The organism is Rudanella paleaurantiibacter, assembly GCF_009184635.1.
In the GTDB taxonomy this organism is placed as follows: Bacteria; Bacteroidota; Bacteroidia; order Cytophagales; family Spirosomataceae; genus Rudanella; species Rudanella paleaurantiibacter.
The window spans coordinates 719,872-742,742 of record NZ_WELI01000003.1 but is presented as its reverse complement, the minus strand read 5'-3'; the positions used below and the strand labels follow the sequence as shown (position 1 = coordinate 742,742).

Genomic DNA, 22,871 nt, shown 5'->3' with positions numbered 1-22,871 from the left:
ATAAGAAAATTTAATAACTGTTGGTTATAATGTAAATAAAGTAAAATAAAATTTGGCAAATGTTGATTTAATGAAATATAATTAGGTAAGTTTTTTGATTAGGCAAAATATTGCATTGTATGTATCTGCTCCTATTTTTGCAGGAATTCTACTTGTATTCTTCAATCTCAAACAAACTGTTCTTATGAGGAAAACTCTACTGGTGAGCCTACTGGTGTTATGCTCACTCTGGGCCTGGGCTCAGGAGAGAATCGTCACCGGTCAGGTCATTTCGGCCGACGACGGGGCGCCGATGCCGGGGGTATCGGTCGTTTTGAAAGGCTCCACAAAAGGGTCGAATACCGACGCTTCGGGGAATTATTCAATTAGTGTTCCTCAGAAGGGCGGGCGGCTTGTCTTTAGCTTCGTGGGCTCGGCCTCGCAGGAAGTCGAGGTGGGTAATCAGACCAAAATTGATATCAAGCTTGTTTCCGACAGCAAGGAGCTTGGCGAAGTGGTTGTAACGGCGCAGGGTCTTGTTCGGGAGAAGCGGGCACTCGGTTATGCCGTGAATGCCGTTGATAAAAAATCAATCGAAGACCGGCCGCAGGCCGACGTGGGTCGGGTACTGCAAGGTAAAGTACCGGGTGTGAACATCACGGCAACGTCGGGTGTGTCGGGTACGGGTACCAACATTACCATTCGTGGCTATTCGTCGATTACGGGTTCGGTACAGCCTTTGTTTGTGGTCGACGGGGTTCCGTTTAACTCAAGCACCAACACGCGGGGTGGTTTTACCAGCGGTGGTCAGACCTCATCGAGCCGGTTTTTGGACCTTGACCCTAACAACATTGAAAACATCACGGTACTGAAAGGCCTGGCGGCTACGGTAACCTACGGTGATCAGGGCCGGAACGGGGTAATTCTTGTGACAACTAAGAACGGTAGCAAGAAAGCCCGCAAAACCGAATTTACGGTGACGCAGTCGTTCTTTACCAACACAGCGCATCTGCCCAAGTATCAGAACGACTACGTGGGTGGTTTTCAGCAAAACCTCGGTTATTTCTTCAGTAACTGGGGCCCTACGCTTGATGAAGCCCGTATTTACCCATCGCAGAATACCAACACGGCTCTCACCAATCACCCGTACGCGTTTTTGTCGGTAGCAGCTACGCGGGCGGCCATGGCCCCCTATGTGGCTTCGGTGAGCCCATACACTATGCAGGTGTTCCCTAATAACGTGAGCGACTTTTTCCGCACCGGCAACATCTCGAACACGGGTCTGAATATTTCGGGCGGTGGGGAAAAGGTGAGCTACAACGTGTCGGTGGGGTATAACAATGAGCAGGGCTATATTCCAGAGAATGGCCTGAAGCGCTTAAACCTCGGCTTGGGTCTGAATGCCCAAATGAGCAAGCGGCTCACCATGCAAACGTCGATCAACTTTGTCAATACGGATCAGTTTTCGCCACCGCTCAGCTCAGGAACAGGTAACAACGCCAATGATTTCCCCTCGGTACTGGCCAACGTAATGTACACGCCCCGGCAGGTCGACCTGATGGGATGGCCTTACGAGAATCCGGTAGATGGCAGCTCGGTGTATTTCCGGAGCGGCAACGATATTCCGAACCCCCGCTGGGTGTTGGCCAACTACAAAACGACGGGCGTGGTAAACCGGATTTTTGCCTCTAACACGGCTACCTACGATTTCGGCAACGACTTGACGCTGTTGTTCAAAACGGGTCTGGATACCTACGACGAGACCCAGGACTTTATGATCAACAAAGGGGGCGTGCAGCTGGTAAATGGTCTGTACAACACCGTTAATTTCAAGAATACCATTTGGGACAACACCGCCATTCTGTCGTACAGCAAAGCGCTGACCGACAAGCTGAGTGTGTCGGCTAAAGTGGGCGGTAACCTGCGGAACGACCGGTTGAGCGTGTTCAACATGAACAGCCAAAACCAACTGGCCCGTAACCTGTTCCGGCACAATAACTTCATTGATAACGTGTCGTTTAACCGGACCGAAGAACAAACCCGGATGGGGGTTTTCGGAGAAGTTACGGCTGATTTCAACAACTACCTGTTTTTGAATTTCGCTGGCCGGAACGACTGGACCTCGACCGTAGAGAAGGCTAACCGCCGGATTTTCTATCCTTCGGGCAGTATTTCGTTCGTACCTACCACGGCCTTCAACGGGCTGTCGTCGGGGTTCATGAACTTCCTCAAACTGCGGGCTGGTGTGGGTACGTCGGCTGGTTTCCCGAGCCCCTACAACACGCGTAACATCCTGGCACAGAATGCCCGGGGCTGGCTCAATGCCGCCGGTGCACCGGTGCAAACACACTCGGTCGATAACACCCTGGGTAACCCTAACCTGAAGCCTGAGTTGCACACTGAATACGAGTTGGGTGCTGAAGGGAAATTCCTCAACAACCGGGTAAGCGTTGACCTGACCCTGTACCGTCGGATTACGCGTAACCTGATTACCAACGCTCCGCTCGATGCCGCTACGGGCTTTACCGGAACTACCATCAACATCGGTAAGATTCGGAATCAGGGTATCGAACTGAACCTGACGGCTAATCTGGTGCGGCGAGGGGCCTTCAGCTGGGATGCAACCGGTGTGTTCAGCCGCAACGAACCACTCGTGATGGACCTCGGCGGTACGTTACAGGAAGTACAGATCACAGGTTTTGCCGGTTTAGGTAACTTCGCGGTGGTGGGTAAGCCCTTCAACATCATCAAAGGAACGGGTTACCGCCGGAACGATCAGGGGCAGTTCCTGATCGACGGACAGGGGTATCTGCAAACCACCACTACCCCAATTGTCTTGGGCGACCCGAACCCGGCCTTTACCACGAGCCTGATCAACGAGCTGAGCTACAAAGGCTTGTCGTTCAGTATGATGTGGTCGTACCGGCATGGCGGAGCCATGTACTCATCGTCGGCCGGTGCCCTGATGGGACGGGGTCTGACGTATGATACGGGCCTGAAAAATGGCTATGACCGCGCTCAAACGTACATTTTCCCCGGTGTGAAAGCCGACGGGCAGCCCAACGATATTCAGATTACGGCATCTGACGTAGGCTTCAATAACCTCTATTTCTTCGGCGACGAAGGCCGTATGTACGATGGATCGACCATCCGTTTGCAGGAAGTGTCGCTGGCTTACCAGCTGCCCAAAACGCTTATCGGTAAGCTGGGTATCAAAGGGGCTTCGGTTGCCCTGACTGGTAACAACCTCTGGTACCGGGCACTGCACTTCCCTCCGGGCCTCAACTTCGATACGGATAACCTGGGTCTGGGGGTAGGTAACGGCCTCGGTTTCGAGTTCCTGACGGGGCCAAGTGCACGCCGGTTGGGCGGTACGCTTAAACTGACGTTCTAACCGATACCTCTTGGGAAGAGACCTAATTAACAGACTTAAAAATCATTGCAAACGATGATCAAATCCATAAAACTGTTTGTGCTGGCGTTGTGTACGGTGCTCATTAGTTCCTGCGAACTAGACCTGCTCGACAACCCCAATGCCGTAACGGCCGCAAACACCGATATTAATTACCTGCTCAGTCAGGTTGAGTTGACGTATGCCGGGCACTTCAATCAGCTCAGTGACCCCGGTATGCGCCTTACCCGGATGCTTAATCAGGGCGCGGCTATTTACGACAACGCCGTGACGCCCATTAGCAACGACGGAACCTGGACGACTGCCTACGCGGGCCTCCTGAATGACGTGAAAGCCCTGATTCCGTTGGCCGAAAAAGGCGAACTGTTTGTACATGCCGGTATTGCCCGCACGCTACGGGCGTCGGCGTTGGCTAACATGGTGGATGCCTTCGGCGATATCCCATACACGGAGGCCCTCAACTCGGAGAACTTCAACCCCAAAATCGACGGCGGAGCGGCCATCTATACCGCTGCCATCGCTGATCTGGATGAAGCCATCAAGAATTTCAGCGCCACGTCGAAAGGGGGTGCTACCGGCGATCTGTTCTACGGCGGCACACCCGACAGCTGGATTCGGGTGGCTAACACCATCAAGCTGAAAATGCTGCTGAACCGGCGCCTTATTGATAAGGCGGGGGCTACCTCGGCTATCAACGCCCTCATCACCGGTGATAAACTCATCAGCACAGCCGCGCAGAACTTCTCGTTCAAGTTTGGCTCGAACCTGACCAACCCCGACACGCGCCACCCGCGTTATGCCGGGCAGTACTCGCCCACGGGTGGTGGCGACTACCAGTCGAACTCATATATGGGCGTGATGCACGACAGCAAAGGATTCCCCGATCCGCGCATCCGGTACTATTTCTACCGGCAGGTAACCCGCAACACGGCCGACGTGAACGAACTCCGGTGCATCACGAACCAGAAACCCGCTCACTACGGCCCGAATGATGTGTTCTGTCTGCCCACCATGATTGGTTACTGGGGCCGCGATCACCTCAGCAACGAGGGTATTCCACCAGATGGTTTGCGCCGTACGGCCTGGGGCTTGTATCCAGCCGGTGGTTCGTTCGACAACGACGCGGGGCGTCCGGTAACGCTGGGTGCCGGTGCTGGTGGCGCGGGTATCCACCCGATCATGATGCGCTCATTTGTTGACTTTATGCTGGCCGAATCGGCTCTGACGCTCGGAACCTCGGGTTCACCCCGCGCCTTGTTACGCTCGGCAATCGAAAAATCGATGGCTGATGTGCGGGCTCTGGCGATGGGCTCAACGGAGGCTGGTAAGATCAGCACCTTCGAAACCGACCAGAAAATTGTGTGGGCCGATCAGGTGACGCGCTACGTGAACAAGGTACTGGCTGATTACGATGCCGCTACCACCGACGATGCCCGTCTGAACATTATTGCTACCGAATACTGGCTGGCCCTGTACGGCAACGGTGTTGAGGCTTACAACCTTTACCGGCGTACCGGTAAGCCAGCCAATCAGCAACCGGCGCTGGAAGCTAACCCCGGTCCGTTTGTACGGTCATACTACTACCCAACTTCGTTTATTACCCGGAACTCAAACGCCAAGCAGAAGCCGAACGTGACGGTACCCGTTTTCTGGGACAACAACCCGGCTGGTTTTGTGAAGTAATCCGTACTGTAAACGCAAACTTTGAATCAAAAGAACATGAAATACATCCATACATTTTGGGTAATGTTGCTGGTGATGGTTGTGGCCACCTCCTGCAAGACCGAGATGATCGAACGCATTGATGAGTTTAGTCTGGAACAGGGTGGGTATATGCGTACCGTGACCCCGTTCCCGGTTGCTGCATCGACGTTTAGCGTCAGCAAAGCCAACATGGGCGGCACCCGGATGCAGCTTGTGGCTGAGGCCGTAACCCCCGATATGGGCGCCTTATTTGCCTCGTACGACTTGTCGATCCGGTTTGTGGGCGTAGGGGCCAATGCGAACAAAACGACTACGTACGCTCCCCTGCGGTCGATTCCGGCTTCTGCCTACGCCAAAGACCCCACTACCGGCTATCCACGGGCTACCATCACGGTGACCGGTACCGAAGCGCTGACCGCAACCAAGCTGACAGCGGCCGACGTAGCGGCCGGTGATCGGTTTGAAATTACGGCCGTGATGAAGCTAACTAACGGCAAACAGTTTACAGCCGCTAATACCGGGGCAAACATCACGGGTGGGGCTTTTTACAGCTCGCCGTTCTTTTATCGCCTGAATATCGTGCAGTAAGCTGCCCCTGATTTGCTTACCGAGACCCTACCGGATGGCCATACTGGCTGCCCGGTAGGGTCTTTTGCTTTGAGCCTGTAAACGGTAACGGTTTATCTGTGTAATTATCCTCAGTGAACGAACCATTGATTAGGGGAATGGTGACTCATTGGCCGTTTCAACAAGTTGCAGCAGAATGTTGTCGGCTGTCGAATGAGGTCAAACCAGTGAAGCGGCTTTAACTATAAGGCTTCAAAGAAGTTAATAAAAATGACTGACTGGAAAAATAACGGACAAAAGCGGGTAGAGCAGCGAAAAAGTGGCTTGAAATGGCTGAAAAAGTGCAACAACGTTCAATTTGACGTGTCTTTTCTGAGAGTTACAGGCTTTAAGTAGAATTACACGAATTGCCTTAAATGCAGAAAGTCTATAAAGTTTTACAAACAATCTGTATTAAGAAATGGTAAAGAAATAATTTTGCGACCTGTCAAGTAAATACAAACAATCAATATAACTAATTATCCATGAGACACCTTCTATTTGTCTTATTGGCGTTGTGGGGACTATCGCAGAGCCCTGCATATGCTCAAGACCGACGGGTAACCGGAAAAGTTACCGATGCTACCGATGGCGCTCCGATTCCGGGGGCAACCGTACTCGTGAAAGGCACGACGCGGGGCACCCAAACCGACGCCCAGGGTAACTACACCATTCAGGTGCCAAACACCGGCACAACGCTGGTGTTCAGCTTTGTTGGGACTACCAGCCAGGAAGTTACGATTGGCACCCGCTCACAAATCGACGTTCGTTTGTCGAACGATGCCCGTTCGCTCAACGAAGTGGTGGTAGTTGGTTACGGTACGCAACAGGCGCGCGACGTAAAAGGCTCTATTGCCTCGATCAAAGCGGCCGACCTGAACAACGTACCGGTACAAACCTTCGAGCAGGCACTTGCCGGCCGGGCGCCGGGTGTACAAGTTACCCAGAGCAGTGGTAAACTGGGTGCCGGTCTGCAAATCCGGGTGCGGGGAGCCGCATCAATCTCGGCGGGTAACGACCCCCTGTACGTAGTGGATGGTATCCCCATTACGTCGCAGGACGGAAGCACCTCGACAACCGAGCCATACAGCCCTCTGGCTGATATTGACCCGAACGATATTGAGAGTATCGATATCCTGAAAGATGCTTCGGCGTCTGCTATCTACGGTTCGCGGGCCAGCAACGGGGTTGTGCTTATCACCACCAAAAAGGGCCGCGCCGGCCGTACCAACGTAAACATTGGTTATTACACGGGTATCACGAAGGCGACCAAGTTGCGTCAGTTCCTCAACCGCGATCAGTATATCGAGCTGTTCAGCGAGGCTGCTACCAACATGGGTTACGACCCAGCCGAAGAGTTCGACGGTGCGGGCATCGACATCACATCGACTACCGACGAGCGTTGGTCAGAAGCCGCTTTCCGGCAGGGTTCGGTCAACCAGTTTAACTTTAACCTGAGTGGGGGTAGCGAGAAAACTCGCTTCTACCTGAGTGGGGCTACCAACCGGCAGATTGGTATGATCAAGGCGAACGACTTCGGCCGGAACAACATCCGTCTGAATCTCGACCACACGGTGAGCGATCGTCTGTCGCTGGGGGCAAGCTTTGCCATTTCGCGTTCGATCAACAACAAGACTGCCGACGATAACGCGTTCTCGAACCCCGTACAGTTGAACGCCCTGCCGCCGTTGCAGCCTGCTTTTGACCCCGCCACGGGCGAACTGAACCGCCGGACGCTGTATTACAACGCCCTGATCGAAGTGACCGACGCCTTCAACCGGGCTACCAGCTACCGCTCATTCGGTAACCTGAACGGAACGCTACGTTTGGCCAAAGGACTCAACTTCCGCACTGAATTCGGGTATGACCTGCTGAACCTGCAGGAGGAAATTTACCGCACCCGTCGGACCGAAGACGGTGCCCCCACAGGTTACGGCTACCAGAACCAGCTGCGCAACATCAACTGGACAACCAACAATACCTTTAACTACAACAACTCGTTCGGCGACCACGCCATCGACGCGTTGGCGGGTATCACGTACCAGGAAAGCGACATTCAGAACGTGAATGCTACGGGTCGGGGTTTCCCCAACGATCAGTTTACGAAACTGGCCAGCGCGGCCCGGATTATTGGTGGTAGCTCAACCCAAACGGGCTACAGCATTCTGTCGTACATTGCGCGGGTCAACTACCGCTTCCGCGACCGGTACCTGTTGGGTGTGTCGGGTCGTATCGACGGTAGCAGCCGTTTCGGTGCCGAAAACCGCTACGGGGTGTTCCCATCGGTATCGGCTGGCTGGATCATCAACGAAGAGTCGTTCCTGCAAAACAATACGACCATCAGCCTGCTCAAGTTGCGGGCCAGCTACGGTCTGACGGGTAACTCTGAAATTGGCAACTTTGCCTCACGCGGGCTGTACTCTGCCGTATTCTATGCCGATCAGGCGGGTATTATCCCTTCGCAACTGGCTAACCCCCAGCTGGGTTGGGAAACCACGGCTCAGTTCGACGTAGGGCTTGAGTTTGGTTTGCTGCGCAACCGCATCAACGGTCAGATTGATTTTTACAATAAAGACACGCGCGATCTGCTTCTGAACCGGCCGCTGCCGGGCATCAGTGGCTACACGACCATCGCTCAGAACGTGGGTAGCCTCCGCAACCGGGGTGTCGAGTTCAGCATTACGTCGCAGAATACCACCAAGGCATTCCGCTGGTCGACTAACTTCAACATTGCCGTAAACCGCAACAAGGTAACGCAGTTGAATGGTCAGCCAATTGAGCCAGGTTCGCGTTTTCTGGGTCGGGTAGCCGTGGGCGAGCCCCTGGGCTATTTCTACGGCAAGAAGTTCCTCGGTGCTGATCCGCAAACGGGTGATGCTATCTACGAAGGAGCCGATGGGAAGCCAACCAACAATTACGCGGCTGCTCCGAACATGAAAGTGGGCGACCCGAACCCGGATTTCATTGCGGGTTTGACCAACAACTTCTCGTACAAGGGCTTCGACCTGAGCGTACTGCTCCAGGGCGTGTTTGGCAATGATCTGTACAACGTGGCTGGTTTCTTCCAGTCGGTCAATGGCGATTACTTCGACAACCAGACCGTCGATCAGATGAACCGCTGGCAAAAGCCCGGCGATATTACCATGGTACCCCAGGCTCGTTTGTACGAGGGCAACGGGGCGGGTGTATCGTCGCGCTGGGTGCAGGATGGTACGTTTGTGCGCGTGAAAACGGCATCGTTGGGGTACACCATCCCATCGTCATTGCTCCGCAAAGTGTCGATGCAGTCGGCGCGGGTGTATGTGTCGGGTCTCAACCTGTTCACGTTTACCAAATACACGGGCTACGATCCGGAGGTGAACACACAGTACTCAGCCACGTCGAACCAAAACGCCAACGTGACGCTGGGACACGATTTCTACACCCCACCCCAGCAGCGGACTATCACGTTTGGTATCAACATCGGGTTCTAGGCCAGAGCTGACTAAGACAGACATTTAAGCCATGAAAAAAACATTCGTATATATCTGTACCGCTCTGATGCTGGGCCTTACTGCCTGCGACGAACGGCTCGACATTCAGCCGCAGCAGAGCATCGATGCGGCTCAGGCGCTCAGCACCGAGCAAGACCTGCAAAGCGCCATTATTGGGGCGTATGGTCAATTGGGCAGCGGTGCCCTGTTTGGTACCAACTTCAACCTGCTGGCTGAGCTTCAGGGTAGCGAAGGCTACATTACCTGGCGGGGTACGTTTGTTAGCTTCCGTGAGGTAGCCAACAAAACAATGACCTTTGCCAATGCCGAAGCGGGCCGCACCTGGCTCACGGGCTATCAGGCCATCAGTACGGTCAACAACGTACTGGCTAACCTGAGCAAATCGACCAACGAAGCTACGCGCAAGCGGATTGAGGGCGAAGCTCGGTTTATCCGGGGCACCGTGTTGTTTGAGCTGGTGCGTTACTACGCCCTGCCCTGGGGTGCTACAACGGGCAACAGCCATCCGGGTCTGCCCCTGGTGCTGACGCCTTCAAACACCGTCGATCAGGCCAATACGCAGGTTCCGCGCTCGACCGTGGCTCAGACCTACGCGCAGGTGATCGACGACCTGACCAAAGCCGCCGGGTTGCTGCCTAACGACAATGGTACCCGGGCCGATAAGTTTGCGGTGTTGGCGTTCCTGTCGCGGGTGTACCTGCAACAGGGCGATTATGCCAAGGCGCTCGATGCCGCCAATCAGGTAATTGCGTCGGGTAACTACCGGCTGAACCCCGGTGTATCGGCAGTGTTCCGGAACCGGAATACGAGCGAGAGCATTTTTGAGCTCCAGCAAAACGACCAGAACAACGCCGGTACCAGCAACGATGGTCTGACGACGTTCTACGCCAGCCTTCCGGTCGATGGATCGGCGGTAGGTCGGGGCGACGTACAGGTGAACAATGCGTTTGTAAATTCATACGCAGCTACCGACGCCCGCCGGAACGAACTGTTCTACATCGGTTTCAAAGGAACCAACCGCTACTACACGGCTAAGTTTACCGATTTTGGGGCCAATATTCCCATTATTCGTCTGGCCGAAATGTTGCTGGTGCGGGCGGAGTGTAACCTGCGCCTGAACTCGGCCGTAGGGGCAAGCCCAGCCGCCGACCTGAACGCTGTACGTACCCGCGCGGGCCTGGCACCCATTGCCACTCCGACGCTGGCCAACGTATTGCAGGAGCGTCAGCTCGAACTGGCGTTTGAAGGTCTGCGGATTCACGATCTGAAGCGTCTGCGGCAGAGCACAGGTAACTATGCCTGGAACTCACCCTCGCTGGTATTCCCGATTCCGAAGCGGGAAATCGACGTGAACCCCGCCCTCACGCAAAACGAAGGCTACTAATGGAATTGAGCGAATGAGTGATTGGGCGATTTTTGTACTGAGAAAAATAGGTTTTATAGATATGCCCAACAGCATTAACCATTTGCGATACATTTAGGGTTAAGACTCGTCAGAAGCTGGCGGCTGGGATTATTCCGGCCGCCAGTTTTGTTTTTAGGCCGTTGGCCCGGTAGGGTGGGGATTCTAAACGCTTACTTCGCAGATCCGTTAAACCATTCAATACCCAACCGACTCTAAGCGTTACTAACAGAAAGTAGGTGTGGTTTTTGGGAAAGTTATTCGTGTTTTACAGCGTTAAAAACCAGAACCGAAACCGGCTTAATCAGTAAACACAGCTATGATGAAAACGCGACTTCTTTTAGCCCTGTTGCTCTCGGTATGGATTGGGAGCGGGGCGTGGGCACAGTCTGTTCAGTACACCACTGAGCAGCCCCGGGTCGATGAAGCCAACGACCCGGATGTGATTATTCAGCGCGTTGAGCTGACGAGTCAGTACACGATCATTTACATGCGGTACCGGTCGTCGAAAAAGTCGATGTTCCCCCGAAACACGCCCCGGCGATTGCCTTTCCCCTTGCCCAAAGATCTGGAGGGATATGAACAAGCGAACAGCAATACGATTACGTTTGTGGCTTCGGCACGGCTGTACGTGAATCAGGGCGAGAAAGCATTTAAGTTTATCCGTGCTGAGAATATTCCGGTGGAACGCCAACCAAACGATCGTCGTCGGGATGTCGAAGCCGGTGAACGGGTTGATTTTGTGGCGTATTTTGAGCGTATTACGCCCGGCTACGAGGTATTTGATCTCTTTGAGTGTAGCGACCGGAACCGGCCCGGCCAAACCTGTTTCAACTTCTGGGGGGTGCACATAACCAACCCAGCAAAGCAAAACCGCACTCCGCCCGCTCGTGTGCCCGATGTGCAGACCCGGCGTACTCCTCCGCCTGCTACCCCTACAAAGCCAGCCCCGGCCCCCAAAGTAGAGCCGACGCCCGAGCCAGAACCCATGCCAGCTCCGGCGCCTTCGGTATCGATGAAGGGAACCGTGCGTGATGCCAAAACGAAGAAACCGCTGGTAGCTACGGTCACGTACCAACTGTTGTCGGGGGCAGAGTCGGACGGGAATAATTCGGCCGATTCGGTACTGAGTGGCCGGTTGGCGGGTAATTATCAGATTGCCGCGGAGCCGCTGTCGGTGTATGCTGTTACGGCCAAAGCGAAGGGGTATTTCAGCCAAAGCGACACCTTGACGGTGACTAAAGCCGACAAGCTGCGCGATTTTGACCTGGTGCCCATTGAAGCTGGCACGAAGGTGACGCTGAAAAATATCTACTTCAACGTTTCGAAGTTTGACCTGAAACCTGAGTCGTTCCCCGAACTGGATCGGCTGGTGCAACTGATGCGCGAGAATCCCGGTATGAGTATCCGGCTCGAAGGCCATACAGATACCGTGGGCGATTTCGACGCGAACGTCGAACTGTCGCGCAACCGGGTGAACGAGGTGAAGGCCTATCTGGTGCGCAAAGGCATTGCTGCGGCCCGAATCGAGACGATTGGATATGGTCCCTCACGGCCGATCAACACCAACCGGGGGCTGAAAGAACGACCCGAAAACCGGCGGGTAGAATTGGTGATCACGAAGTCCTGAACAATGTGTGGGGGCTGGGGTTTTCTCTTTCAGGTCTCGCCGGTTCCGAACCGGATGCTGAACCGGGCGACCCTGGCCCCTCAACGTGAAACCAACTTTCCATCTCGACGTCGTACTCGACGCCATTGCCCATGCGGTAGCACCCTTCCCTAAGGCTGCCATGTTTGAACTGGCTGAGCGGGGGTACAATACCCTGTTCGAACAGCTTATTTCCTGTATTGTCTCAATCCGAACTCTCGACGAAACCACCATTCCGGTATCCTTGCGCCTTTTTGAAGTGGCCCGGACCCCGGCACAACTGGCCACACTGACCGTCGAACAGCTAACCGAACGACTCTACGGCACTACCTACCCTGACCAGAAAGCGTACACTCTGCTCGGTATTGCTCGCCGGGCTCTCGATGAGTTCGACGGGCAGCTACCTGCCGATTTTGACGTGCTGACTTCGCTCAAGGGTGTGGGGCCTAAATGTGCCAATCTGGCGCTGGGCGTGGCTACGGGGCAGGCGGCTATCAGCGTCGATGTACATGTGCATCGGGTGGTGAACCGCTGGGGCTATGTGCAGACGAAGCAACCTGAGCAAACCCTGAAAGAACTGGAACACAGGGTACCCCGCGAACGCTGGATTGACGTGAATCGGTTACTGATGCCGTTTGGGAAGCATATCTGTACGGGCAACTTACCCAAGTGCTCAACCTGCCCGGTATTAGCCTACTGCGAACAGGTAGGGGTGGAGCGGCATCGGTGAATCGAGCGCCCCTAGCCGGATTTACGGACTGTTTTCTGTATTACTTCGTACCTAACGCGAGTTATGAATAGGATACGCCGTACATGTTTATCTCACAAATAGTTGCTGGCGCGTGGGCCTTCGACAGGCTCAGGCTGACTATAAGCTTGAGTGTTGCCAGTCAGCCTGAGCCTGTCGAAGGCCCACGCGCCAGCTATTTTCCACAACTCATAAATGAGGCTCAATTAGGGCAAATAAGAGAGATAGTGGCTCTGCCGGGAATCGAAGGCGAACGCGCCCCCGGCCGGATCTAGCGTTTGGAAAACGCTTATTGGGTAAAGTGGTGGCTCTGCCGGGAATCGAACCCGGATCTAGCGTTTAGGAAACGCCTATTCTATCCGTTGAACTACAGTGCCATAAAAAACCTGCAAGGTTTTAAAAACCTTACAGGTTGGATGCAAAATTGAGCAAAAAAGGGCAGTTCAGCAACTATGCTTCCGTCGTTGCTCCCTCTAGGCCGTAGCCGTCTCCCTCCTCGGTAAAGTCGGTCAGCGGAATATCGAGCCAGTTGGGGTAAATCTGGTAATGCCGTTCGCGAACCAGCTTATACAGCAAATCGCGCAGCTCCTCAATGTTCTCCCGAGTCTGGGCCGAGATAAACACCACATTGTCGGCTTTCTTCGTCAGATACGTCTTTTTAAGGTATTCCAGAGCCGTTTTTTTGCGGGTGGAAACCGCCAATGGCTCGTCGCCTTCTTCATCGTATTCAGGGGCCCACTCTTCTTTCGGGACAAACTGATCTACTTTGTTGAAGACCAGAATAGTCGGTTTTTCGGCGGCTTTGATGTCGGCTAGAGTCGCGTTGACAACCTCAATATGCTCCTCAAACGAAGGGTGCGACACATCGACCACGTGCAGCAGAATATCAGCTTCGCGTACCTCATCGAGCGTCGATTTAAACGACTCGATCAGCGTTGTGGGTAGTTTTCGGATAAATCCAACCGTATCGGTCAATAGAAACGGGATGTTGCCCAGAACCACCTTCCGCACCGTTGAGTCGACGGTAGCAAACAGCTTATTTTCGGCAAACACATCGGTTTTGGCCATTGTCCGCATCAGGGTCGATTTGCCCACGTTGGTGTACCCTACGAGCGATACCCGCACGAGCCGGTCGCGCTCTTTCCGGCGGGTTTGACTCTGTCGGTCAATCTTCTCCAGTTTTTCCTTCAGAAACGCGATTCGGTCCTGCACAATCCGGCGGTCCGTTTCGAGTTCTTTCTCACCGGGTCCGCGCATCCCCACGCCCCCTTTCTGGCGGCTTAAGTGGGTCCACATACGGGTTAGGCGCGGGTACATGTACTGGTACTGAGCCAGCTCGACCTGCACGCGGGCCTGCGCGGTTTGCGCCCGCATCGAGAAAATATTCAGAATCAGCAAACTCCGGTCAAGAACCTTGATATCCTTAAACGTCGCTTCGAGGTTGCGCACCTGCGCGGGGGTCAGGTCATCATCAAAAATGATGGTGTCGACCGGGTTATCGATAATATAGGTCTGAATCTCTTCGAGTTTCCCCTTGCCCACAAACGTTCGGGTATCGGCCCGTTCGAGTTTTTGGGTAAAGGTTTTCTTGGTAACAATCCCGGATGTTTCGGCCAGGAACGCTAATTCGTCTAAGTATTCCTTCGTCTGTTCGGAGGTTTGCTTTTGGGTAACCAAAGCAACCAGAACAGCGGTTTCAGCCGGGCCGCCAGTGAATTGTTTTTGTGTTTCAATCATATAGAAATAACGGGTCTATTTTTGTAAAAGTTTCTGACATGAATGGCACGCGGATAACACCGATTAAAAGGGAGTAGCACCTATTTTGATGGTGTTTATGACCCTTTCATTATCTGTTGGCATAGAGATAATACGGATGTGGAAATCCGTTTTTATCCTTTACATCCGTTTGTTCCGCGTTCCTATCACACCGTAACGGCTTTCCACCGGCCTCGGCGAAATACCACGATTGCACATATCGCCAGCAGCGACTCGCTGAAGGCCACCGACCAGAATACGCCCTCGGGGCCCCAATGTAGCCATTCGGCTAGGGCATAGGCGAGCGGAATCTCAATCAGCCAGAAGCACACAATATTAATCAGCGTTGGCGTGCGGGTGTCGCCTGCCCCGTTGAGCGCCTGCGTCAGCACCATGCCATACGCATAGGCTACGTACCCAAGGCAGAAAATCCGCAGGCACTGCACCGCTACAGCCACCACGGCGGGGTCGCGGTTGAAAATGCCTACCACCTCGGCCGCGAAGATGTAGAACCCGATGCCCACTAAAACCAGAAACACCATATTGCCAATGGCTGCCCGCCAGGCTGAGGTTTCGGCCCGGTCGGGTTGCCCCGCCCCCAGGTTTTGCCCAACCAGCGTAGCGGCTGCATTGGCTAACCCCCACGAGGGCAGAATGGTGAAAATCAGAATCCGAATCGCAATCGTGTACCCCGCCACGGCATCGCTCCCGAAGCTCGACACGAGCCGCGTCAGAAACACCCAACTTGCCGACCCGATCAAAAACTGAGCTGTTCCGCCTGCCGAGAGGCTCAGCAGATTCCGAATCAGGTCGGTGTTTGGGGTAAGGTCGGCCCGGCGCACCTGCACAATGCCGCCCCGGCGCGTCAGGGCAGCCAGTTGATACAGCGCACCCGACGCCCGCCCGATGGTGGTTGCCACCGCCGAACCCATTACGCCCAGTTCGGGGAATGGCCCCCAGCCGAAAATGAGCACCGGGCACAGCAGAATATTGATGCCATTGGCGAGCCACAGCGACTGCATGGCTACCGAGGCCATACCAGCCCCGCGCAGGCAACCACTCAGGGTATGCAAAAGCATAATGGCCGGGGCACTGGCAAAAATCATGCGGGTGAAACCGACCCCGTTGGCAATGAGCCGTTCACTGCCGCCCATGAGTCGCAAAATGGTTTCGGCCCACAAAAAGCCGGGAAGCCCCAGCGCAATGGCAGCTGTCAGCGAAATCAAAATAACCTGACCAATGGCCTGCTCGGCTCCGCGTGGATTGTTTTCGCCAATGCGCCGGGCTACCAGAGCCGTTGCGGCCGTACTCATGCCAATGGCAAGGGCGTACACTACCGTCAGTACCGACTCCGTCAGGCCGACGGTGGCAACGGCTTCGGTGCCAATGCGGGCAACAAAAAATACGTCGACTACGGCAAATAGTGATTCCATCACCATCTCCAGAATCATCGGTACCGATAGCAGAAAGATAGCCCGGTTGATGCTGCCCGACGTAAAATTGGTTTCTGTACCGCGCAATGCGGCCAGAAATAACTCGAAAAACTTAGTCATTGTGAAAAAGTCAGAAAGGCCGGACGTAGCCCGCTGGCTATCGGCAACCCATGAAAAAAAGAGAGGAGCCACCGCTGAGGGTGGTTGTCGGAGAGAAAAGAAAACCCGCTTGGGGCTTTAAGCAATTAGCTTCATGGGCATTGGCGACCCGCAGATACCGGGCGCAGTTTAGAGGTACAAAAGTAGGAAAAAGAAAATCCCTTTGTCAAGCCCAACTGAGTAAACGGGTGGTGTATTAGCTCGGTTCTTGAAACTAATAGATTGATAGTCTGTTGGTTGTGTATGGGTAAAAAGATGTTGTCTCTTGAGGGGTTAGCCGCGTGGATGGCCGAACTATTGCGTACTGAACGGTACACACCCGACGAAAAGGGGGGCGTTTTTCGGGCATCGGAGCGGCCGGTTGAGCGTTTGGGGCTGGCGCTTGAGCCCGTTGCTGAGATCGGTGAATGGGTAAGCCAACACAAGCTCGATGCTGTTTGGCTGCACCGACCGTGGCAGCTTCCGGTCGATGCCCTCCCGCCCGATGTGGGTGTTTTGGCGCACCACCTGCCGTTTGATGAAACGTTTACGATGGGCTACAACGTGGCTTTAGCCGAAGCGTTGGCGTTGGGGCCACTCGAAGAAATTGGCTACAAACAGGCTATAGACCCTGGTGGCTCTGAGCTGCCCCGACGGGCCATCGGCATGATAGCTGATTTCCGGGAGCCTCGTTTGTTGGGGGATGTAGCCGGGCAGATTCAAACCTGTTTCGGTGGGTGGGATGATTGGGTTGGTAACCCCGAAAAGCGGGTGAGTCGGGTGGCGGTGGTGGGTGCCATGACGCCAGCCCTGGTGCAGGAGTCCGCCGACCGGGGCGCAACCCTGTACCTGACTGGGCAGTACCGAAAAGCGGCCGAAGCCACCGTGCGGGCGAGTGGGATAGGCGTACTGGCCGTGGGGCATCACCGCAGCGAGCAATGGGGCCTGCGGGCCATGGCCGATGTGCTGGCAAGCCAACTTACGGTGGAGGTGAGCCTCGCGTGAGGTTGCGCCCGCTGGGTTGTGGATCAGGGTTATAACTTGTTCAGTTCGGCCTGTAGCATCGGTACCGAATCATGGTCGGGTTGCTGCCGTGAAATGGCGTCGCGGAGTTGTCGCTGAGCCTCGGTTCGCCGGCCGGCCCGGTTGAGGAGCCGGGCGTGCACGAGCACCGTACTGGGGTGGTTGTGCAGTTGCACCGCTCGCTCAGACCAACGCAAGGCCTGCGCTAAGTCTTTTTTATCAGCCGATTGCTCGGTTAAGTTGCGGGCGAGGTCGCATAGTTGCAGCGCCGTCAAACGCGATACCGCCGACCGGTCGGCTTGCGGGGTCGTTGTTGCGGTTGAGTCGGTTGATTGGGTCGCTACCCCCGAATCTATCCGTTGCGATTGGAGGTACGCAAGCGAATCGGCGCGGGCCAACTCCGTTGCGGTGCGGGTCATGAGCCGGGTTTCGGCAATTTTTTTGGCCAGAGCAATGTAGTGAGCCGGTAGCCGCGATGCCCGGTAAAATCGAAGCCGAACGTCGTCGGCCTCGCGCTCCAAAATGGCTTTTTGCTCAACGGGTGTTTTGGCCAAAGCTGGGTTTTGAGCCTGTTGGCGGGCGTTGATATGCTTGATGAGTTGTTCGAGCTGTACTTCGTCCTGACTTGCCACGGCATCCTGAAAATCAAACTGTTCGGCCCGGCTCAGGGCTTTGGTCAGACCGGGTAAGAGGGGTTGTTTGGCCGCTTGCCCCGCTACCGAAGTGGTTTGCCTGGCGAGCAGCAAATAAGCCTTGGTGTACGTGGTCGACAGGACATCGCTCAAAAACTTGATTTCATCGGCCGCAAGGGTATCGGCTTTGGGCAGGATTTTTACGTAATCGTCGAGTACGTCGGCGGTGGCCCGGTCGTATTCGGTTTGTTTGAGCAGCATACCCCGCAGGAATTTAGCCGAGCGCTCGCCCCGGTCGTATTCGGCATTCCAGATGGCCATTGTACGGGCCTCTTTGGCGTCGGAAATAGCTTTTTGGGCTTCGGCCAGAAACTTGTCGATCCCATTGTAGCCGATGGCCCGGTGCAGCAGTTTGCCGTCGGGCGTCAGAAACAGCGACGTCGGGTAGCCCTGTACCCCGTACCGTTTGGCAATGCTTTGTCCGTCGCCTTTTTCAGCGTCGAGTTTGTAGTTAACAAAGTGTTCGTTCATGCGGGAGGCCACCCGTGGGTTTGGGAATGCCTGCGACGTCATGAGTTTGCAGGGGCCGCACCAGGTGGTGTACACATCCACAAAAATGGGCTTGTTCTGGCGCTTGGCTTCACTCAAAAGTTGCCCCCAGGAGCCCTGAAAAAACCGAACACCATCGGCCATTGCGGTTAGCCCAGTGCTCAAAACAAACACACTCAGAAGTAAAAATCGACGCATGGGACTGAGATTACAGTTTACAGTTTGTGGTTTACAGTCTACGGTTTGCAGTTCACAGTTTGGGGTGCCCAACTTTCAACTATCACTAACGCTTAACCACCAACTCCTAACTCGTTTCAATTGCTGGCAGAAAGATACGAAACGTAGCCCCTACACCCGGCTCGCCAACGGCGGAAATATATCCACGGTGATTTTCGACGATGCGACGGCATATAGCGAGCCCAATCCCCGACCCATCGTGCCGACTCCGTGATTTGAGCCGCAAAAAAGCCTGAAATACCTGCTCGTCGCTGGTGCCCTCAAAGCCGGTCCCGTTGTCGCTCACGCTTATTTCATGGTACAGAGCCGTACCCGTTGGCTCGGCCTGCCCGGTTGTTTGTATGGCTACGTTGGGCAGCTCAGTGTACGGAATAAGGCGTGCCCTGATCTCAATCTCCGGCGTGATGCCCGCCCGCCGAAACGTGAGCGCGTTGGTGAGCAGGTTGAGCAGTAACTGGCGAATCTGCGCGCGGTTGGCCGTGAGCACCGGCAGTTGACCAATCGTAAGCCGTGCTCCACTCTGATGAATGAGCGGCCACAGGTCTTCGGTTGCCAACTCATTGATTAAAGCCGAAAGCTCGAACGACTCCATGTGCTGGGTTTGCGCACTCAAGCGTGAGTAAGCCAGCAGATCGTGCAGAAACATATCCATACGCCGGGCGGCCGTTTGTACGCGCCGGAGCACATCAATCCCGTCGGGCGGAAGTTTGTCGGAATACTGTTGTTGCATCAATTCGGTGAACGACAGAATCTTACGAAGCGGAGTGATGAGGTCACCGGAGGCTACCTGCGCAAATTGGCGGAGGTTCTCGCCCGAGCGCCGGAGGTCGAAATTGCTGATTTCGAGTTGCTCTCGCTGGGTTTGAAGGTCTGTAACGTCGAAGGCCGAGATAGTCAGCGAGTAGTTCAGGGGGGCAATGGCCATATCGTACTGCCGGTTTCCGAACGAAAAAATGGTTCGTTCGGGCATCCCTGACTGGAGCACCCGCTGACAGACGTCGAAAAAGGCGTTGCCGGAAACCGCCATGCCAATCGGCATGAACGTCTGGGTCATCCGGTCGAGGGCCGACAGGTTGAACCAGTGACGGGCTGTCTGGTTAGCGAGCGTCACCTGCAAATCGAGCAGGTCGCCGGTTTCGCTCAGTTCGGGCCGGAGGACCAAAATAGCACTTTGGGTGGTATTGAGGACTCGTTCGAGCAGGGCCGCCTGATCGTGTTGTTGTAGCTCGCGCTGTTTCTGTTCCGTTACATCGTTAAACGACTCGATAAGTACATCGCTGTAGCGGACAGTGCGGCTTTCGTACCAGCGGGTTTGGCCGTTGGGAAGCGTAAACGAGTTCAGAAACTGCGTTGGCTGACCAGTTTGGTAGGCTTCGAGCCACTTTCGGAACAGCAGACTCCCCTGAATGGTCGGGTAGAGTTCGAGCATCCGGTGGCCCAAGAGTTGCTCGGCCGATTTGCGGGCGAGTTGAATCGCGTGCTGGTTGACAAGCAGGTACCGGAAGTCGATAATAACACCGGAAGCATCGTGAACAGGCTCCAGGCAGGTCAGGCCCGTCAGGGCGTTCTGCACAAGCGCGGAGAGGTGGTCTGGCTGCGGCTGGGTCTGGTCGGGCTGATCGCGGGCGAGGGGGTAATAGTTTATCAGAACCCGACCTTCAAATGGCGTCAGTTGCACGTCGTAATCCTCGGGCGTTTCACTACCCGGAAATCGGAACTGGGCCTCAAACCGGCTCGATGCGCCACTCTCGGCAACCTGCGCTAGTTGATGCAGTAACCGGCCCGATGGCTCAAGGCCCAGCAAGACGGTGATTGGCTGCCCGATGAGCTGTTGCCGGGGTTGACCAAAATCGCTCAGCGCCCGCTCGTTGAGGTCAACCAGCACCCCGTCGGTAATGTCGCCCGTAACGGCGCTGCGCAACGGTACGCAGACCATCAGCCCGTACAAAATCATCTGATTGGCCGGCTGGGTTGGGGTACGAGTGACCGATTGAAGAGGAGTAAACATTGTTTACATCAGAACGGGTTACGGGTAAAGAGAGACGTATAGACCTCAATTAAAGAAACAAGTTAGTTAATCGGGTCTGAATGCCCATCAGTAGGCTGGATTAAAAGTCGGCCTCAGTACTCTTTGGGCAGATACTCAGGGGTGTAGCACTGAACCAATCAGACAGGCAATTTGTGATACGTTTGTGCCCTGGCCAGTGGCCCGGCGCTGCATTCATGTATGGCTAAAAGTAAAGCGTCTCATTCTTCTAATCCAGCACAACCGGCCGCCGAGACACTCAGTTGGCGAGATCGGTTTAGTGCACTCAAAAACCTACCCGCCTTTTTTCGGCTGGTGTGGCAAACCTCGCCCGGTCTATTTTTGGGCAACGCCTTCGGGCGATTGGTACGGGCGGCTATCCCGGCGGCCGCCCTCTATGTGGGTAAACTGATTATCGACGAGGTGGTGCGGCTCATGGCGCAGGGTGCCAATCCTGATACCACCTACCTCTGGCAACTGGTGGGGGCCGAGTTTGGCCTGGCGGTGCTGGCTACAGCCCTGGGGCGACTGGTGTCGCTGCTCGACAGCCTGCTGGGCGATCTGTTTGCCAACCAAACGTCTATCCGGCTCATGGAACACGCGGCCTCGCTCGATCTGGAGCAGTTTGAAGATGCCGCCTTTTACGATAAACTCGAACGCGCCCGTCGGCAAACGACCGGCCGCACGGTATTACTATCGCAGGTATTTGGGCAGGTGCAGGAAATCATTTCGGTGGTGTTTCTGGCGGCTGGTCTGGTGGTGTACAACCCCTGGCTCATCGGGTTGCTGGTGCTGGCGGTATTGCCCGCCTTTGCGGCCGACAACTACTTCAATCAGCGGAGTTACTCGCTCTCGCGGAACTGGACCCCCGAACGACGCGAACTGGACTACCTGCGCTACGTGGGTGCTGCCGACGATACGGCCAAGGAGGTAAAGATTTTTGGTCTTTCGGGCTTCCTCATCGACCGGTTCAGAACATTGTCGTGGACATACTACGTCAAAAATCGTGCGTTGGCCATTAGCCGGGCGGGCTGGGGTACGGTACTGACGGCCTTAGGCACGGCGGGGTATTACGCGGCTTATGTCTGGATTATCGGGCGGGCCGTAGCCGGGCAGATTTCGCTCGGTGATCTGACGTTTCTGGCCGGGGCGTTTCGGCAGGTGCGGGGTTCGCTGGAAAGTATTCTGTTGCAGTTCAGTGGTTTAACGCAAGAGGCTCTCTACTTGCAGGATTTGTTCGACTATTTCGCCATTCAGCCCAAAATCCATTCACCCAACGACCCCGCTGTTGGCGAGCCACTCCGGGTGCCGCAACCTATTCGGGAGGGGTTTGTGTTCGAAAACGTGGGTTTTCAGTACGCCAATGCCCCCGAACGCTGGGCAATTCGGAACCTGTCGTTTACGCTGCGGCCGGGCGAAAAGCTAGCCCTGGTGGGCGAAAATGGCGCCGGGAAGACGACGCTGGTCAAGTTGCTCGCTCGTTTGTACGACCCCTCGGAAGGGCGTATCCTGCTCGACGGCCGCGACCTGCGTGAGTACGATCTGGCTGATCTCCGGCGCAACGTTGGGGTGATTTTTCAGGATTATGTCCGGTTCAAAATGTCGGCAGGGGTCAACATTGCCGTGGGCGATATCGACGAACGCACCAATCAGCCCCGGATCGAATCGTCGGCCCAACGGAGCCTGGCCGATTCGGTGATTGCCAAGCTCCCCGCCGGGTACGATCAGCAACTGGGGCGCTCGTTCAACAAGGGGGTTGAGCTGTCGGGGGGCGAGTGGCAGAAAGTGGCCCTGGCACGGGCCTACATGCGCGACGCCCAGCTGATTATTCTCGACGAACCAACAGCAGCCCTCGACGCCCGCGCCGAATACGAGGTGTTTCAGCGGTTTGCGGGCCTTACGGAGGGCAAAAGCTCGGTTATTATCTCGCACCGGTTCAGCACCGTCCGGATGGCCGACCGTATTCTGGTGCTCGAAGGGGGCCGTCTGATCGAGCTGGGCTCTCATGCTGAGTTGCTGGCGCAGGGTGGCCGCTACGCCGAACTGTTTCAGCTTCAGGCAAGAGGGTATCAATAAGAAAGGAGG

The 22,871-nt window shown here is 55.2% G+C and carries 13 protein-coding genes and 1 tRNA gene; 9 read left to right on the top strand and 5 right to left on the bottom strand.

The genetic code is table 11. The features are described 5' to 3' along the window. Positions 1-184: 184 nt before the first annotated feature. The 7 genes from F5984_RS11580 to F5984_RS11550 all read left to right on the top strand — a co-directional run bounded on the left by F5984_RS11580 (position 185) and on the right by F5984_RS11550 (position 12,975). Entirely contained in the window at positions 185-3,373 is a 3,189-nt protein-coding gene (locus F5984_RS11580) for a SusC/RagA family TonB-linked outer membrane protein (protein WP_152124393.1), read from the top strand. A gap of 54 nt (positions 3,374-3,427) precedes the next feature. Next, the gene (locus F5984_RS11575) at positions 3,428-5,074 is read left to right on the top strand and encodes a SusD/RagB family nutrient-binding outer membrane lipoprotein (RefSeq protein ID WP_152124392.1); all 1,647 of its coding nucleotides are present in this window, start codon (positions 3,428-3,430) and stop codon (positions 5,072-5,074) included. 36 nt (positions 5,075-5,110) lie between these two features. Next, positions 5,111-5,683, top strand: a complete 573-nt coding sequence (locus F5984_RS11570; RefSeq protein WP_152124391.1) for a hypothetical protein — start codon at positions 5,111-5,113, stop codon at positions 5,681-5,683. A 503-nt stretch (positions 5,684-6,186) separates the two neighbouring features. Next, positions 6,187-9,174 carry a SusC/RagA family TonB-linked outer membrane protein gene (locus tag F5984_RS11565; RefSeq protein ID WP_152124390.1) on the top strand — a complete coding sequence of 996 codons (2,988 nt, stop codon included), beginning with the start codon at positions 6,187-6,189 and terminating at the stop codon, positions 9,172-9,174. A 31-nt stretch (positions 9,175-9,205) separates the two neighbouring features. Beyond that, the gene (locus F5984_RS11560) at positions 9,206-10,579 is read left to right on the top strand and encodes a RagB/SusD family nutrient uptake outer membrane protein (protein ID WP_246168926.1); all 1,374 of its coding nucleotides are present in this window, start codon (positions 9,206-9,208) and stop codon (positions 10,577-10,579) included. Between the two features lie 340 nt (positions 10,580-10,919). After that, positions 10,920-12,227, top strand: a complete 1,308-nt coding sequence (locus tag F5984_RS11555) for an OmpA family protein (RefSeq protein WP_152124389.1) — start codon at positions 10,920-10,922, stop codon at positions 12,225-12,227. A gap of 85 nt (positions 12,228-12,312) precedes the next feature. Next, positions 12,313-12,975, top strand: a complete 663-nt coding sequence (locus F5984_RS11550; RefSeq protein WP_152124388.1) for an endonuclease III domain-containing protein — start codon at positions 12,313-12,315, stop codon at positions 12,973-12,975. A gap of 320 nt (positions 12,976-13,295) precedes the next feature. On the opposite strand, the gene F5984_RS11545 is transcribed toward F5984_RS11550, so the two are convergent. The 3 genes from F5984_RS11545 to F5984_RS11535 form a co-directional block, all read right to left on the bottom strand. Continuing rightward, positions 13,296-13,370 (bottom strand) — tRNA-Arg (locus F5984_RS11545). Between the two features lie 73 nt (positions 13,371-13,443). Beyond that, entirely contained in the window at positions 13,444-14,730 is a 1,287-nt protein-coding gene (gene hflX / locus F5984_RS11540; protein ID WP_152124387.1) for a GTPase HflX, read from the bottom strand. A gap of 185 nt (positions 14,731-14,915) precedes the next feature. Further along, a complete protein-coding gene (locus F5984_RS11535; RefSeq protein WP_152124386.1) occupies positions 14,916-16,301 on the bottom strand; it encodes an MATE family efflux transporter in 1,386 nt (461 codons plus the stop codon). Between the two features lie 294 nt (positions 16,302-16,595). On the opposite strand from F5984_RS11535, the gene F5984_RS11530 reads away from it, so the two are divergent. Then, positions 16,596-17,324 carry a Nif3-like dinuclear metal center hexameric protein gene (locus F5984_RS11530; protein WP_152124385.1) on the top strand — a complete coding sequence of 243 codons (729 nt, stop codon included), beginning with the start codon at positions 16,596-16,598 and terminating at the stop codon, positions 17,322-17,324. Positions 17,325-17,353: 29 nt separating this feature from the next. Here F5984_RS11530 and F5984_RS11525 read toward each other — a convergent pair whose 3' ends face one another. Together F5984_RS11525 and F5984_RS11520 are read right to left on the bottom strand one after the other, a co-directional pair. Further along, positions 17,354-18,721, bottom strand: coding sequence for a thioredoxin family protein (locus F5984_RS11525; protein WP_152124384.1), 1,368 nt, complete (start codon positions 18,719-18,721; stop codon positions 17,354-17,356). A gap of 106 nt (positions 18,722-18,827) precedes the next feature. Beyond that, on the bottom strand, positions 18,828-20,768 hold the full coding sequence (locus tag F5984_RS11520) for a PAS domain-containing protein (protein WP_152124383.1): 1,941 nt from the start codon (positions 20,766-20,768) through the stop codon (positions 18,828-18,830). Positions 20,769-20,987: 219 nt separating this feature from the next. On the opposite strand from F5984_RS11520, the gene F5984_RS11515 reads away from it, so the two are divergent. After that, entirely contained in the window at positions 20,988-22,862 is a 1,875-nt protein-coding gene (locus tag F5984_RS11515; RefSeq protein WP_152124382.1) for an ABC transporter ATP-binding protein, read from the top strand. Positions 22,863-22,871: the final 9 nt, after the last annotated feature.